Source organism: Ohtaekwangia koreensis (assembly GCF_900167975.1).
In the GTDB taxonomy this organism is placed as follows: Bacteria; Bacteroidota; Bacteroidia; order Cytophagales; family Cyclobacteriaceae; genus Ohtaekwangia; species Ohtaekwangia koreensis.
The window spans coordinates 1,072,926-1,088,868 of record NZ_FUZU01000002.1; the positions used below are offsets into that span (position 1 = coordinate 1,072,926).

The 15,943-nt window shown below is 41.7% G+C and carries 13 protein-coding genes; 4 read left to right on the top strand and 9 right to left on the bottom strand.

Annotation, left to right across the window (positions count from 1 at the left end):
- The first annotated feature begins 76 nt into the window (after positions 1-76).
- Positions 77-2,551, top strand: a complete 2,475-nt coding sequence (locus B5Y40_RS17635; RefSeq protein WP_079688095.1) for a GAF domain-containing protein — start codon at positions 77-79, stop codon at positions 2,549-2,551.
- A gap of 172 nt (positions 2,552-2,723) precedes the next feature.
- Here B5Y40_RS17635 and B5Y40_RS17640 read toward each other — a convergent pair whose 3' ends face one another.
- Both B5Y40_RS17640 and B5Y40_RS17645 read right to left on the bottom strand, forming a co-directional pair.
- Positions 2,724-4,076: a sensor histidine kinase gene (locus B5Y40_RS17640; protein ID WP_079688096.1), complete on the bottom strand. Its 1,353-nt coding sequence runs from the start codon at positions 4,074-4,076 to the stop codon at positions 2,724-2,726.
- Positions 4,077-4,078: 2 nt separating this feature from the next.
- A complete protein-coding gene (locus B5Y40_RS17645; RefSeq protein WP_079688097.1) occupies positions 4,079-5,452 on the bottom strand; it encodes a sigma-54-dependent transcriptional regulator in 1,374 nt (457 codons plus the stop codon).
- A gap of 150 nt (positions 5,453-5,602) precedes the next feature.
- Here B5Y40_RS17645 and B5Y40_RS17650 point away from each other — a divergent pair, with 150 nt between their 5' ends.
- Positions 5,603-8,011 (top strand): ABC transporter permease, encoded by a 2,409-nt coding sequence (locus B5Y40_RS17650; RefSeq protein WP_079688098.1) that lies wholly within the window; start codon positions 5,603-5,605, stop codon positions 8,009-8,011.
- Positions 8,012-8,132: 121 nt separating this feature from the next.
- On the opposite strand, the gene B5Y40_RS17655 is transcribed toward B5Y40_RS17650, so the two are convergent.
- Both B5Y40_RS17655 and B5Y40_RS17660 read right to left on the bottom strand, forming a co-directional pair.
- Positions 8,133-9,737 carry a hydrolase gene (locus tag B5Y40_RS17655; RefSeq protein WP_079688099.1) on the bottom strand — a complete coding sequence of 535 codons (1,605 nt, stop codon included), beginning with the start codon at positions 9,735-9,737 and terminating at the stop codon, positions 8,133-8,135.
- A 226-nt stretch (positions 9,738-9,963) separates the two neighbouring features.
- Entirely contained in the window at positions 9,964-10,701 is a 738-nt protein-coding gene (locus tag B5Y40_RS17660; protein WP_079688100.1) for a PA3715 family protein, read from the bottom strand.
- 132 nt (positions 10,702-10,833) lie between these two features.
- On the opposite strand from B5Y40_RS17660, the gene B5Y40_RS17665 reads away from it, so the two are divergent.
- Both B5Y40_RS17665 and B5Y40_RS17670 read left to right on the top strand, forming a co-directional pair.
- The gene (locus B5Y40_RS17665) at positions 10,834-11,766 is read left to right on the top strand and encodes a GlxA family transcriptional regulator (protein ID WP_143785804.1); all 933 of its coding nucleotides are present in this window, start codon (positions 10,834-10,836) and stop codon (positions 11,764-11,766) included.
- Between the two features lie 56 nt (positions 11,767-11,822).
- Complete coding sequence (locus B5Y40_RS17670; protein ID WP_079688102.1) at positions 11,823-12,593, top strand: DJ-1/PfpI family protein; 771 nt, start codon at positions 11,823-11,825, stop codon at positions 12,591-12,593.
- A 27-nt stretch (positions 12,594-12,620) separates the two neighbouring features.
- Here the strand turns inward: B5Y40_RS17670 and B5Y40_RS17675 are convergent, their stop codons facing one another.
- The 5 genes from B5Y40_RS17675 to B5Y40_RS17695 form a co-directional block, all read right to left on the bottom strand.
- Complete coding sequence (locus B5Y40_RS17675) at positions 12,621-13,028, bottom strand: hypothetical protein (protein ID WP_079688103.1); 408 nt, start codon at positions 13,026-13,028, stop codon at positions 12,621-12,623.
- Positions 13,012-13,782, bottom strand: a complete 771-nt coding sequence (locus tag B5Y40_RS17680; protein WP_079688104.1) for a class I SAM-dependent methyltransferase — start codon at positions 13,780-13,782, stop codon at positions 13,012-13,014. Before B5Y40_RS17680 ends, B5Y40_RS17675 begins: the two co-directional genes overlap by 17 nt.
- The gene (locus B5Y40_RS17685; protein ID WP_079688105.1) at positions 13,770-14,510 is read right to left on the bottom strand and encodes a DUF2071 domain-containing protein; all 741 of its coding nucleotides are present in this window, start codon (positions 14,508-14,510) and stop codon (positions 13,770-13,772) included. The genes B5Y40_RS17680 and B5Y40_RS17685 overlap by 13 nt, the downstream gene beginning before the upstream one ends.
- A 6-nt stretch (positions 14,511-14,516) precedes the next feature.
- On the bottom strand, positions 14,517-14,930 hold the full coding sequence (locus B5Y40_RS17690) for a DoxX-like family protein (protein ID WP_079688106.1): 414 nt from the start codon (positions 14,928-14,930) through the stop codon (positions 14,517-14,519).
- Positions 14,931-15,166: 236 nt separating this feature from the next.
- A complete protein-coding gene (locus tag B5Y40_RS17695; protein WP_079688107.1) occupies positions 15,167-15,808 on the bottom strand; it encodes a LuxR C-terminal-related transcriptional regulator in 642 nt (213 codons plus the stop codon).
- Positions 15,809-15,943 lie beyond the last annotated feature (135 nt).

Here is a 15,943-nt window from a genome sequence, read left to right on the forward strand (position 1 = left end):
GCATTAGTATATTCTTGAGTTGATAAAATCCTTTGAAACTGAACATAAGGGAAGGTTGATTGAAAGTTAGAACACCATGATGAAGTACATTAACAATCTCACAATAAGTGAAAAACACCGACTGATTATTGTGACGGTAATTTTTTGCATCGGATTATTAGGCGCATCAGTTTGGAAAGTGATGGACTCCTTTAAAGACCAATCTTCAAAGACAGAGGCCATCGCTGAATTGGAAATCCGGTTATTACGGATTAAAAATAACGTGTTGCGGGGTGAGCTTTTGCAGATGTTTGTTGCTGATCGCAAAAGTCAGCGTGCAATCATCGATGATGCCAATGAATTGTTAAACGATCGGATAGAAGCGCTTAACTTCGAACGCGGGCAGGTGAATACCGAAGGTCTTCCGCCCGACATCGTTCAGTCCTATAAGGCATTTAGTACCAGCCTCGATGCATATCTTGATTTTACAGACAGAAATCTTCACGACATACAAACCGTCATGCCGGAAGATTCCCTACGTTATGTAAAGGTGCGCGATGCTTTGTTGATAGATCTGAATAAGCAGTTCACTCCGGTTCGCGAAAATGCGGCAAATGTTGTGGCGAAAACTCAGGCGTATAAGAAAGAAATTATCAGCGAGTATAGCCACAAACGCACTACCGCCTTTTGGATTCTTGCTACTATAGCGATCACAATGATACTGGTGATCAGTATCTTTATTCGTGCCGTCAGCAGATCACTTGTCGTTCAGATATACCAGGCAAAAGATGTACTTGAAAAACTATCGCAGGGAGAACTGCCGGTGGTTGATGAAGCACGTGGTAAAAATGAATTATCCGCGATGCTAAACACGCTACGTTTGTTTGCAAAGCAAATGCATCATCTCAAGGAGTTCGCAGGCAATGTAGCAAGTAATAATTTTGAGATTAGTGCAAAGATGTTTGATGGCAAAGGTTCGATCGCCCACGCATTGGAAAATATGCGCGACAACTTGAAGAAGTCTTTCGTTCAGGAAGCGGAGCGCAAGTGGACAGCACAGGGTATGATTGACTTTGGAAATATTACCCGGTATCAGGAAAATGTAAGTGTGCTATATGATGACGCACTCGGGTATATAATAAAATATCTTTCTGCAAACCAGGGTACTTTATTTGCCATTGATGATCACGATACAAATCATCATACTTTGAAACGGGTATCGGTATATGCATACGAAAGGAAGAAGTATATAAATGGTTCTATTAGAATTGGAGAAGGGCTTGCCGGGCAAGCATTCTTGGAGCGTGAACTGATTTTGCTTAAAGAAGTTCCGGATGACTATCTTAAAATCACTTCTGGTCTTGGTGAATCCTTGCCAGGATTTATAATTGTTTCACCTCTTATTTTGAATGGTGAACCGTATGGCGTTTTAGAGATAGCACTGCTCAGCGAACCTGCCGCCTATAAAATTGAATTTGTTAAACGTGTGAGTGAAGAGCTGGCTTCTTTAATTAAGGCAGCGGGTATCAATACGCATACACATAAGCTTCTGAAAGAAACACAACATAAGGAAGAAAAGCTCCGGTTGAATGAAGAGGCCATGCGACAGACCATAGAAGAATTACATGCGACACGAGAGGCAGAAGCAAGGCGATCTCAGGAACTTCAGCGCAGCTACAGCGAGTTAGAGCTCAGCAAGCAAATGATGGAGCAGGCTTCCTCTCTGGCCAGAACGAAGGAAGAAGAATTATTAGAGAAGGATAAATCTCTGTTCAATACCCGTATGGCTAATCTTCGCGCCAACGCAGCGCAGCTTTCCGGACAGATTAAGGCTTGTATAGATACCGCGCTGAATGCATCACGCACATGCGCCCAGATGTTTACGGTGTTTGCAGAGGACTCCGAACTTTTTCCGGATGCACGCGAGCAAGCCAACCGTATGCTTCAAAGTATATTGAAAAATAATTCAACATTCCTTGCAACGTATACGCTATGGGAAGCTGAGCAACTGGATCACAACGACCAACGCTATATATGTAAGCCAGGACATGATGATACTGGAAGATTTATACCGTATTGGACGATGCAGGGCAATGAATTCCATTTGGAGCCCTTGGTGAACTATACACGTGAAGGTGACGGTGATTATTTCATGATACCGCAAAAGACAAACAGAGAGGCTGTGATCGATCCTTATTTATATCCTGTGCAAGGTAAAGACGTTTGGATCATCTCTGCTGTAGCACCCGTTATCATAGCGGATAAATTCCGTGCTATATGTGGTGTCGATTTTGCCATAGACCGAGTGATGGAAATGATAGACAATGTGAACTGGCGGGATGATAGTATCACGATCGCGCTGATTGCCAACAATAAACAAATTGTAAAGATCTCCAGCGACAATACATTTACCGGCAAACCGAGTTCATGTTTCATTCCAGATGCTATTATGCCAGACGATTTGAGTGAGTCCGTGGAAGTAATGTGGGAAGGGAATACATATTTATTTGAGCCTGTTTTGTTTGGTGAGACAAACAGGCCCTGGACAGTTTGCATCAGAACTTCAAAATAAAGTATCCTTACTTTATTTGTGTGAATTTACTTTTCTAAAGACTATATATCCTTCTGGTATAGTTGTCATTTCAACTAAGTTATCGAAGAAGATGGATCAATGCAAAGTATAGCCTAAAATGGCGAAATACTTATTATTACCTGCTTTGCAAAAGTAGATATACCATAGCCCCTCAACTCCATTCAATCGTAAATATACTTCCGGTTCCCGGTGAGGATATATGGATGCTTCCGTTGTGGAGTTTCATGATTTGTCGTGAAAGACTTAAGCCTATACCTGAGCCCTTTGGCTTTGTTGTAAAGAATGGAACGAAGATCCGTGGCAAAACTTCCGGATCAATGCCCATGCCGTTGTCGGTAACAGAGATGCTTACACGGTCGTTCTTTGTTTTTACGTCAATCGTAATCGCTCCGGTGCCATCGTGTGGTACTGCCTCCATGGCATTTTTCAAAAGGTTGATCAGCACTTGTTCGATCAATGCGACATCTGCTTTTGCTTCCACGGATGTGGCAGGACTATTAACAGTATATTTGATGTTGCGCATTTGAAGATCCGGAGCCAGCAAGGTGCTGATGCGTTTTACAAGCGCCACTATATCTGTGGGCTCCAGCTTTGCGCTCACAGGCCTTGCGTATTCTTTGTATGTATTCACAAACTTCATAAGACCTCTGCTGCGCGAGCCGATTGTTGACAGACTGCTGAATATATCTTCAACATTATCTTCGCTTAGCGTAGTGAGGTCTTTACGTGAGCCATCTGGATTTTTAAGTATAGATTCAATAGCAGCGGTAAGCGATACAATGGGTGTAGCACTATTCATGATCTCATGTGTCAGCACTCGCATCAGTTGGTGCCAGGCTTCTATTTCCTTAGCTTCAAGTTCGCTGTTTAAATTTTGCAAGAGTATAATGCGCACAAGCTCGCCATTTAGGACAATCTCTTTTAACTGCACACTTAACTGGTATTGATCTTCCTGCATCAATACACGCACAACAGTTCGTTGCTCAGGGGAAAGATTTTTTATCGCCTCATATAGCGCTATGTCTATTCGTTTAAAATGTTCCAGTGCACTGAAGGCGGAAAGATTGAAAAGTTTCTTTGCAGCCGGATTCATCATTAGTAATTTTCCTTCTGCATTGAAACTCAGAATCGCGACATTGATATTCTCATTTAGCGTCTGCAGATATTGATAGTGAAGTTCCTTCTCGCGATTAAGCTTGCTGAACTCGCTGACTATATCATTCAGGGCGCCACTGAGTTGTTCATGATGTTTGCCGCGGTGACCTGAAGTATAGGATTCTGTAAACGCGCCCTGCCGAATGGAAAGAAGAAAATGCGTGAGATCTTTATTCGATTTTTCAATATAGCGGATCATGCTGACCACCATTACAATAAGTAGAAACGCTATAGCCGACAGCACAAAAAGCATGGGCTTAAGCACCAGTATAAATGCAAAAGCAAGCGACAGCGCTACTATAGCGAAAACGCGAAGAAATATAGTAAGCCGGAAATTTTTATAGATCATGTTTACTTTTCAAGTCCGTATCGCGTCATTTTTCGATAGAGTGTTGTGCGCCCAACGCCAAGTTCTTTAGCCACCTGACTTAAGTTGCCGTTGTGTTTTTGTATAGCTGCTATAATGGCCTTTCGTTCCATCTCATCAAGATTGAAGGCTTCATTCTTTTCTTCAGTTTCAATTTTAGCTGAAAGCAGAAAATCGTTTTTGTGGAGACTGCTGTGATCACTCATAATCACCGCGCGTTCTATGGCGTGTTGAAGTTCGCGCACATTGCCTGGCCATGTATGCTTTTGCAAGTATACAAGTGCATCTGCAGCAAGAGATTTAGTTTCCTTTCGATACTTAGTAGTATATATTTCCAGAAAGTGATTGGCAAGGGTTGGTATATCTTGTGAACGTGATCGCAACGGAGGCACTGTAATCTCGACTGTATTGATTCTGTATAAAAGATCTTCTCTAAACTCTCCTATACCTACGGCATGACGAAGGTTGAGATTGGTTGCGCAGATTAATCGGATATCCACGGCGACAGGTACATTACTTCCGAGCGGAATGACCTCGCGGTTTTGTAACACAGAAAGTAATTTTACTTGCAGGGGAAGTGGAAGATTTCCAACTTCATCCAGGAAAAGCGTTCCGCCATGCGCAGATTCTATTCGGCCGATCCGATCTTCACGTGCATCGGTAAAAGCTCCCTTTTTATGACCAAATAGTTCTGATTCAAAGAGTGTTGCTGACAGTGCACCGACATCCACCTTTACAAAAGCTCCCGCACTTCGTAATGATTGCCGATGAATATGCTTGGCAATTAATTCTTTCCCCGTTCCGTTCTCACCTAGCAAAAGTATATTTGCATCTGTCTTTGCTACCTTTACAGCAGTGGCGATCACATTTTTAAATGCAACTGAACTACCAATGATTTCAGAACCCGGCTCTGCTATAGCGTGCTCTTGCAATGGTTTCTTTTGTGCGGGTTGAGTCTCTTTCCGCGAAAGCGAATGCTGATATACAGTATATACTGTCGCCTCCAGCTTTTCATTGTCCCAGGGCTTTACAATAAAATCGGCAGCACCTTGTTTCATCGCCTCTACTGCAAGTTGAATGTCGGCATACGCGGTGATCATAACGACTTGCTGTTGTGGATGCAGCGAACGAATTTGATTCAACCAAAATAATCCTTCATTACCTGAAAGTCGTCCGGCTGAATAATTCATATCCAGCAAAATAACGTGATACTGATTTTGGCGAAGCAACACGGTAAGTCGTTGAGGATTTGCTTCGGTGTCAACATGCGTATACCGTTGTCGCAGCACGACACGGGCAGCGGTGAGTATATCTGCATCATCGTCTACTATCAATATCTTCGCTGGGATCTTTTGCATGCAGGGATAAAAATATACGTTTCATTGTGATACACAAAAGTGTTCCACAATGAAACAGGTGCCGGTACATTTAGTTTAACAAAATATTAGAAGCCAGTGAGTTAGTAGAATGGTACAGGTTTGGCCCAAAGCCTTTGTAAATTTACCAGTATGTTGCAAAACTATATTAAGATCGGACTCCGGAATTTGATGAAGAACAAATTGTTCTCGCTTATCAATATCTGCGGAATGGCCATCAGCATTGCTTCTTTTCTTGTGATCGCATTATTCATTCACGATGAGCTTCAGTATGACAAGCATGTTGTGGATGTATCGCGAAAGTATAGAGTTTACAATGAGCATTTTAATGATGACGGACGAACCCTGAAGGGAGCGATGGTGCCTCCTATGATTGGCCCGACTCTGATGGCGGAGTATCCGGAAGTGGAAGATTATTCACGTTTCATGAATTTCAATTCACCGGTATTGTTCGAGGTAGGTACTAAAAAAAATACGGAGACCAACGGTGGCTGTGCTGATCCTTCTATGCTTGAAATGTTCAGCCTTAAAGTAATCGAAGGCGATGCGCAGACAGCGCTACAACATCCCGATGAAATCGCGATCAACCAAACACTGGCGAAGAAATATTTTGGAGATCAACCTGCGCTTGGTGAAGAGATCAAAATATCCGATGATGTTTTAAAAGTAGCGGCAGTGTTCGAAGACTTCCCAATACACTCGCATCTGCAGCTCAGCTTTATGGTTTCAATGGAGAACCTGAATAAGGAAATTCCCGACCGGATGCAGAGTTGGGGATGGAGTCAGTTTCATACCTATATCAAGTTAAAACCCGGTATAGATGTAGGTCGATTCGAAGCGAAGCTGAAAGATTTTGCGGAACGGAATGCCTGGCCCACAACAAAATCATATGGCAGCTACTATATTCCACACCTCATGCCTATGGAGAATGTACATTTGCATGCTGTTGACCAGCGCTGGGATATAGCAGTACGCGGCAATGCGCAGACTATCTATATACTTTCCGGAACGGCAATCTTTATTCTGATCATCTCAATTTTGAATTTTGTTAATCTTTCCACAGCACGTGCCGTAAGCCGCGTGAAAGAAGTAGGTGTACGAAAAGTAGTAGGAGCCTTTCGGGCACAATTGATTTATCAGTTCATAAGCGAATCCATTATTATTGCAGGTATAGCGCTGCTCATCGGTGGCCTGGTAGCGGAATTGGTATTGCCCGTGCTGAATAATTTTACGGAGAAAAATATACCTACTGCTATATTTCTGAATCCATGGGTTGTACTCGTCTTGTTTTTATCTGTATTTGTTATTGGTATAGCGGCAGGAGCGTATCCGGCTTTTTATATATCCGGGTATAAACCGGCTCAGATTCTGTCTAACAAAAACTCGGGACGGTCGGGTAAGATCTTATTGCGAAAGGGACTTGTTGTGCTTCAGTTTATACTTTCATTTTTCCTGATCATCGCTTCCTTTATTGTATCCGATCAGCATACCTATATGCGTACCAAGGATATGGGATTTGATAAGGATAACATTTTGATTCTCCAGCTTCGTGGCGACATGAAAAAAAATCCGGAAGCTGTGAAGACTATATTAGCCAATCATCCTAACATCATTAGCGCTTCCTTGCAATATGGACTACCGGGTGAAGCCTTTGCAGGCGATGGAATTCGCGACAAAGTAACAAAGCGCGAATGGCCTACGTCCATGTTATTGGTAGATCATGATTATATAAAGACACTTGATTTAAAGTTGATTGCTGGTCGCGATTTCTCCACGGAGTTTCCATCAGATATACATGATGCCTTTATAGTAAGTGAAAGTGCAGCGAAGATGCTGGGTTATGCTAACGTAAAGGATGCCCTTCAACATGAAGTTGCCTGGAATCGCTGGGACAAACCCGATTCACTCAAGGAAGGTAAAATAATAGGTGTTGTAAAAGATTTTCACCTGAATAGTCTGCGGGAAACTATATCGCCAGTGGTTCTTCATATTTTTCCATATGCATACTCATCGATATCTTTTCGGATTAAACCTGAAAATATTCCAGCTACGCTTGCACACCTCGAGACTGTCTGGAAGAAGTATAACACGGAGTGGCCTTTTGAATATCGCTTTCTGGACGACAATTTTGATCAGCTATATAAGGGCGAGGAAAAGCTGGCCATTCTGTTTACATTTTTTACGGGTTTCACAATTTTTGTTGCCTGCCTCGGACTTTTTGGTTTGGTAGTATATAGTACATCGCAGAAGTATAGAGAGATCAGCATCCGTAAAGTTTTGGGTGCAGGAGATTCATCGTTGATATTTGGATTATCGAGAAGCTATCTTATTCTGATCGCCATCGCCTTTGTAATCGCTATACCCCTGAGCTACTACGCTGCCAACGAGTGGTTGCAAAAGTTTGCATATCATATAGACATTACTGCATTTTTGTTTATCAAAGCAGCGTTGTTGATCATATCCATCTCCTTGCTAACCGTGGGCATTCAATCTTTTAAAGCAGCACGTACCAATCCGGTAGACGCTTTGAAAGAGCAATGAGTCTTCGAAGGGCTGCTGACTGCAAACTCAGATTTATATATAATATTGTATATAAAACAAGAGCCTGCAGCCAGTAGCCTGAAGACTATATTTATAGATTATAGTATATAGTATAGATTCGCTATTGCACTTTAGCCAGCCAAAGCGATGCGTTAAGATGCAGCGCAGGGTGTGACGTAAAGCCGGAAGGTGAATCACCAGACCATCCGTTGAACAAATTATCATTTGTATCACCAGTACCGTCATCAGAAGGTGAGCTATCGCCTACAAATACAACTCTGCCTGTACTATAGGTTGCAAGTAACGCCATCACACCCGAATTACTTCCTACTGTGCTGCTCGTGCGCCAGAATAATCCTTGCACCGAACTATTGTTTGTCGGATATAGTGTGGCCGTTGTCCCGGCATAAAAAGCAAGTTTGTTAGCCGTGCCGGCAACACCATTTAATACAGCCTGCGCATTTACATTAGAACCAGTATATACTTTAGTAGTAGGTTGATCATCAATATCCACATAGTCGACTACAAATCCGAAAGGATTCGTGTTGTTGATGCCGTTGTTCGTCATCAGATCGTTCCATACGCGTGGTGAATCAAAACCATCGCCATCTCTGTCGGAAGGGTTATATCCGTTGGCGTCTGTACCAGCCGTTGTAGCAGCCGTGTGATCCGCCACCATCATTAATCCGCCACCATTGGAAACGAAATTCATGATCGCAGTTTTTTCAGCCGTTGTAAACAAACGATTTGGTTCGATCACCATGAATACATTGTAGTTACTTAAATCTTGTGGGTTGGAAGAATTACCGTATGTGATCGCAGTACCCACAGGTAGAGATTCAACGAGGTGTCCTCTCTTTACAAGCTCAACAGCCCAGGCCGACATTCCACCTTTCCAATACGATTCCGTTGTACTGGAAGTGATACCGGTATAGGAAGGTGTAGGATAACGTTGCGCTTTTGTCTCAACGGTTGTGCCTCCGGTATAGGTTGGTACACTTTCAGTTCCGTCTGCATCGATTTGCCAGTCTGCACTTCCTGCATTTTCATAATGTGAAGCATCGAATAGAAATTTCTTACCCGTTATACCACCACCGGTGGTGTTGTCATTGATGGTAATGTCATCGATGTTGATTCGGTTAGAAGACCCTGTCAACTTTCTGATCTCCAGACGAACCGTACCGGTAACATTCAATGTAAACGTCTGTGTTTGTAATGAAGATGTAGCCGTAACATTGGAGCCGGACTGTGTCCACGTGCTGCCTCCATTTACAGAATACCATAATCCCCATTGACTCGCAGCATCACTTGAATATATACCATGTTTAATCGTAACGGTACTGATTCCTGTAGTGACATTAAACAGCATGGTAATTTTTCCGGTGTTGCGTATGCGTGCAGACCATGAACCTGATTTTAAATCACCGGCCAGGTTACCGATCAATGCATCATACATATTCCATGAATTACTTTGAAGTGTAACGTTATCACCACTGGACGAACCGGTAGGAGATACATCGTACGCAGTCTTCGGACTGGAGCTGCCGACTTCAAAACCTTGCGTAAGCGAAACGGCCATTAGTGATGCCGTTGCATCAGTTGTGCGTTCTGTAGCGGATACTGTGCTTACATTTTCCTGAATAAAGTTGTCAGAACAACCAAGGATAAATAAACCAGCAGCACATACAGCCGCAAAGGAGTAAATTGTTTTTGAAAAGAATTTCATGATAATAGCTAAGATTAGTTTAGGTGAAACAGATAAATAACCAGCGGTGTGAAAGAAAGATATTCATACCATACGAATGTGGCAAATGTATACTTTATATGCTATAGTAATTTTACCGTATTGTTTCGTTTGTGTAATGGCTTGATAACTTTTGAAGAGCCTTTAGTATAGATGTTGAAACATTATTATATCTGGAGACATCTGTACTATTCATATCGAATCAGGGCTAATGCCGGGCGGCTGTATAGAGTTTCGTTTGGGCATCAAATGCCAGGATATAGGTTGATTTGCTTTCTGTATCTTTTGATATACATTCACCATTCTCCATCATGTTTTCGGTTTCTGTAGTGGCAGTGTTTACTTTGATGTTTTTAAATCCATTCGTTTTTTCTGCGAGCATAATGAGTATGGATTGACTTTTTGAGAAGGTTCCTTCACAATTCGTATCCCATTCGCCATTCATTTCATACATCACCAAATCATCGGCTATTTTTATAAGTTTGTTTTTCTGCGGTATATATAGCGAAAGCACTTCATGGCCAAAGGGATTCGGCCGGGACTGGCCTTCATAGGATTCCCTGATTCCGATAGCCCTGGTTCCGTCAGCAACCCAATAGGGAGCGGTGTCAATTTTTATATTGGCAAGTTGAATTGCATCCGAAGTTATTGCCTCTTTTTCAAAGATCTCGTAAAGTATTTCTCCCGTATTTGTATTAACGATTAGCAAGTACGTGTTGTAGACTATATACATTTCTTCCTTTTGCAAAGGGAGCGCAATAAAAACGATTGAGGTATTTTTATCCAGCGGACTTTCTTTTATAAGTGTAAATCTTGGGTCAGTATCCTCCGCTTTCAATGACAGCTTGTTCAGTATTCTGGCAACCACATTCTCCTGGGCCAAAACAACACCTTCTATACTACAGGCTATTATTAACAATACGATTCGCGCACACGTGTTATACATACAGATTACTTATTAACTGCATAAAATAGTAATTTTTTTGTTGATAAGATGAGTGTTTGAAAGGATATAGTATGATTTAATTCCTGGCTTTTTGTATACTAGCGTATCGGAACAAAACATAAATTGATATTTGTGGTACCGGATCAGGTACATCTGCTCGACTTGACCGGTCCTGCACATATATTCTATGAAGCGATGGAGATGGACGCTCCCTTTGAAATCTCTTTTGTGAGAATAACGGCAGGCAACGATGCCATTAACAGCTCAAGTGGATTGGGATTTGCAAACCTTGTCGATTTCAATGCGATTTCACTCGGAGCACATGACTATATATTTATTCCAGGTATAGATTCTAAGCTTTTGTTCAGTGACTCTTTTAAAGCGGAAACGTTACCCTTCCAACATTGGCTTCAGGTGCAGCATGCGATGGGTGTACACATCTGCTCCGTTTGCACCGGAGCATTTATAGTAGCGGAATCAGGAATTTTAAATGGCAAGCCATGCACAACGCATTGGCGGTATATGGATCGGTTCAGGGAGCAATATCCGAAGGCTCTTGTTGAGAGTAACCGCCTGTTTATTTCCAATGAAAAGATTACCACCAGTGCAGGTGTTGCATCGGGTATAGATATGGCGCTATACCTGGTGGAACAGACGATGGGTCCTGTATTTGCGTTGAAAGTGGCACGTGAGGTTGTAGTATATACACGGAGAACAGAGGCAGATCCGCAGTTGAGTATATTTCTCCAACATCGTAATCACATGGATAATCGTATCCATAGTGTGCAGGATTACCTATCGCAACATCTTTCCGAAAAAGTAACCATAGAGCGACTTGCAGAATTGGTTTGCATGAGCCCGCGTAATTTGTCGCGTTTGTTCAAAGCAACAACGCAGCTTACCATTGGCGAGTATCACCATCAACTCCGCCTCGAAAAAATAGAACACCTGCGCACAGAAAATCACAAGCAGGAAACAATCGCGAAAGCATGCGGTGTAAGCCCCAGCCAACTGCGCCATATCTTAAGGAAGAAGGACGTTACCTATAAGCTTGTCTCTTTATAAGCGCAAGTTGTCCTGTTCCTGTTCTTTTCATAGCTATACATTTGAAAAAAAACAATATGAAGAATCTTTTTACCTTCACGGTGATCTTCTTTGCAATGGCGCAGATCGGTTTCGCGCAAGGCAAATCATACTATTGTCCTCCGTGCAACAATGCTTGTGATGAACTGGTGTTCGATAAACCCGGAAAGTGTCCGCACTGCCACATGACCCTTACAGACACAAAGACAGATATACTCAATGTTAAGAAAATGAAAATTGCTTTTTACCTGCAGGATGGTGTTGAAGTTTTGGATTTCGCAGGACCCATGGAAGTATTTTCATATGCAGGCTTTGAAGTGTTTACAGTTTCTAAAACAAAAGCTCCTATCAAATCGCAAGGTATATTAAAGATTATACCCGATTATTCTATTGAAGACGCACCACAGGCAGATATACTGGCATTCTTTGGTGGCAATGCTAGTGCAGCTTCTGAAGATATACAGGTAACGGAATGGATTAAGCGACAAGATAAAAGCTTGTCATATTATTTTTCGGTGTGCACGGGTGTATTCATCCTGGCCAAAACAGGTTACCTGGAAGGCTTGACGGTTACAACTTTTCATGAGAGCATTGAAAGTCTGCGAAAGCAATATCCGAACCTGAAGGTTCTTGACAATGTACGCTTCGTTGATAATGGAAGGATTATTACCACAGCCGGTATATCTGCCGGAATTGATGGCGCCTTGCATCTCGTGACAAAAATTAAAGGCGCTGCCATGGCAAAGCATATCGTAGAGTATATGGAGTACGATAAATGGAAACCTGGCGAAGGAAAGATTATGGATTAAGATATATGCTAGTTTTTGTATGCTGTATTACAGGATCGGATGATTATAATAGACAAGTAGGAACACAACCGTGAAATAAATCCATAAGGCAGAGAATATAACATGAACGGTTGTTTCAAATGCTTTGCCTCGCCATACATTGGGTGAGTATACAAAGAACTGAAAGAAAAGACGCGTTAACCAAAACAAACCGAGTCCAAGGCAAATACGATTGCCAAGGGTTGTATTGATCAAATCCTCTGCACAACACAGGCAGAGTAATCCCATCAATAAGACTATAAATGCTATAAAGAATGTATGCACATATAAAATTTGTCGGCTGATAAGACTGATTACTGATAGCTCCTTTGACCAATTGAAATATCTGGGGAGAACAATATGCATCAATGCAAGCAGTATAAAAAGTGCACCTGTTGTTTTAAGATGTAGTACCATTGTTTTTACTGAGAATAAAGAGCGCTAAAAAAGGAGTGATTGCAATTTCATCAGTTAGTACCAGTCCTGCTGATGCGAAGTCAGACTTCCATTCTGCTTTTGAGTAGAAATGAAGAAAGCCGATGTTATAGGCTATAAAATTCGGGAGGTCGCGTAAATGTTCTAAAATGAGGACACGTCCTGTGGCGTTTAAACTTTCATTTACTTGTTTTAGAAATGCAACGCGTTCTTGTTTGTCCCGGATCTCATGCGCTGCGAAAATAGCAAGTATATAATCCGCGGTACCAGCCTCAAGCGGAAGGGCAGAAGTATCTACCTGAATTGTATTTGGATAAGCAGGGTATGCTTTGCGCGCTCGCTTGATGGATACTTCTGTATGTTTTTGAGGATCGTAAAAATCGAACACCCGCAGACTGGCACTGGGATATTTTTTTGCCAGTATATGGCTTGTTTCGTCAAACCCGGCATTGATGTTTATAAGCCGCGTGCCGGTGCCAATGCGAAAATCCTGAAGCCAATTCAAGCTATATATAGTGGAATAATCATATATATAGTACGAAACTCCTAAAGAAAGTAAAGTCGTTGTTATAATAAGTATACCGAACGTAGCAGTGATCCAATGAAAATGTACAGGAAGAAAGATTAGCGATACTCCAAACAAGAACACTATCATGACGGCAAAAACATAGAAATGCCAATTGAATCTGATAATGTTCAACACTCCTTGAAACGGTTTCCGGCTTAAGGTTTCCATAGGTCTATCCTTCCTTTTTTCCAGTAATAGGGAATGTTTGAGATTACAAAAGCATTTGCCAGTATAGCTTGCTTCAGATTTAGCGACTGTAGAAATCCAACTTCGTGTTCAATTACAGCAACAGGTTGTGGTGTCCAATGTTCCCTTACGCCTTCGATGATCAATACTTCTTTGCGTTTGGCATTGTAGGTAAAAGTAAACGGTAAAGGGCCTGCGAAACGCCTGGCCTCTTTCCAGTCCTTGAACGGCGATCCGAAGGGTAGCGGTATCGTTGTATCTTTGGTATCGACTTTAATCTGCAAGCCGGATTTATTGGAGGTTACATTTAGTATAGAATCTTCTTTCGTGAAAGTAATATCGGTTGTTTGGTAGTCGTAGTGTGTAAATATATTTCCAAGAAAAGTCATTTTGGTGCTATCCGTTTCGGACCGTAATATATATAGGCCCCTTAACCGTTTTCCTTCTGATGTCGTATAGCGAACAAAAATTCTATAACCTGTCAAGATAAAATCATTTCCCATAAATGCAGGCAATCCCTTCGGCCGAAGTTTTTTCGTCTTTACCATTGCCACCGCTACAAATGCCCATTGGCCATCAAAGGTATCCAACACAAGGCACTCGGGCAGGAGTTGTGCTAATGCTTCCTTTGGCACAGCATAGGTAAGTACTAATGATGTCTCAAAGAAAGATTCTACAGCAAAAGGATGGTCTTTTAGGAAAGTTAGCATGGTATATTAACCTCGTGTGGTAAACGCGTGACGCAAACCATTTGTATTGTGAAGAATAAATTCATTGCTATAGACTACAACCATAAAGATTATTGCGAAGAGCGCGTTGAAGCGTCCAAACAATAGCAGATCCGGTACAAGTATATATTCCAGAGAATTCATGATGCCAACAATAGCAATTTGTAATAATGCGCACCATCGGGACTTGATTCCACTAAGAATCCAAACGACCATACAGATTTCCAAAAAACCAATTGTATGGGTAGCAAACGTTGCATATTGGTCTCCAAGAATTCTCGATACAATCATACGATGCCGTGGTACAAAGTTCAGTACTTTGCAAAGCAGCCCATTTATAAACCACACCATTGCAATAGCAATCGTAATGATGGTTTTAAGCGGCGCAGAAGGTTCCTTCATTTGTTGCTTCTCTTCATAGAAAAGGCAAACATATCTGCATGTTCCAAAGGCTGCAATAGGATTCGTCTTTTTATTATCTTTTATTGAACGGCAGGATGTTGTTGATTAACGGTGGTGCCGTTTGAAAAAGGAGAATGTAATACCACATCCGGTATATGCTTACGGTGATTAATATTCTATAGGATAGGGCAACAGACGTGAGGTAAAGTAATTTGTTTGACTATGGTTGCCCTTTCTTAATCCACCCCCACAGGAATGAGTTTATCGTTCAGCGCTTTTCGGACTGCCTCCGATTTAGAATTGACGTTGAGTTTCTTATAGATGTTCTTTATATGCGTCTTGGAAGTTTCCGTAGCAATGTTCAACTCCAGGGCAATTTCAGAATATGTTTTACCCTGCGAGATTAATCGCAATACATCAGTCTCGCGATGTGAGAGCGGTGTATAGGGATTGAGATGAAAAAAATCGAGAACAATTTTAGTGATCGAAGGACTCAGCACTGCACCTCCGTTTGAAATTATGTCCAGGTATTGAATAAAACCGGAGAGCGATATATTCTTAAGTATATATCCGCTTATTCCCAAACTCAAAGCTTCTGTTACAATCTGGGGTGCATCAATTGTGGTAAACACTACTACCTGACACGGAAACTTGCTGCTCAAAGCGCGTATAGCGTCAAGGTTTTGTATATCTGAAACAGCAATGTCTATAATAATGATCCCCGGACAATCGCGATGGATATTTTTTAATGCATCATTAAAAAATTTATAGGTGTTCACCAAAGTATAATTTCCTACATGTTCAATCGTAAAGGCGATGCCATCACGGAGCTTATCATCTTCTTCTATAACGACTATTCTCTTTTTCAATTTTGCCATAAAGCGTAAGACGTATAAATCTTTTGCTACAATTACAGCTATTTAAACGATAGTGAAAATCCCCCATATAAGGGACTGTAATATGTGTTTAGACCTATATATATCGGTTTGTTAAGTTTTCTGCGGGGAGAGGCA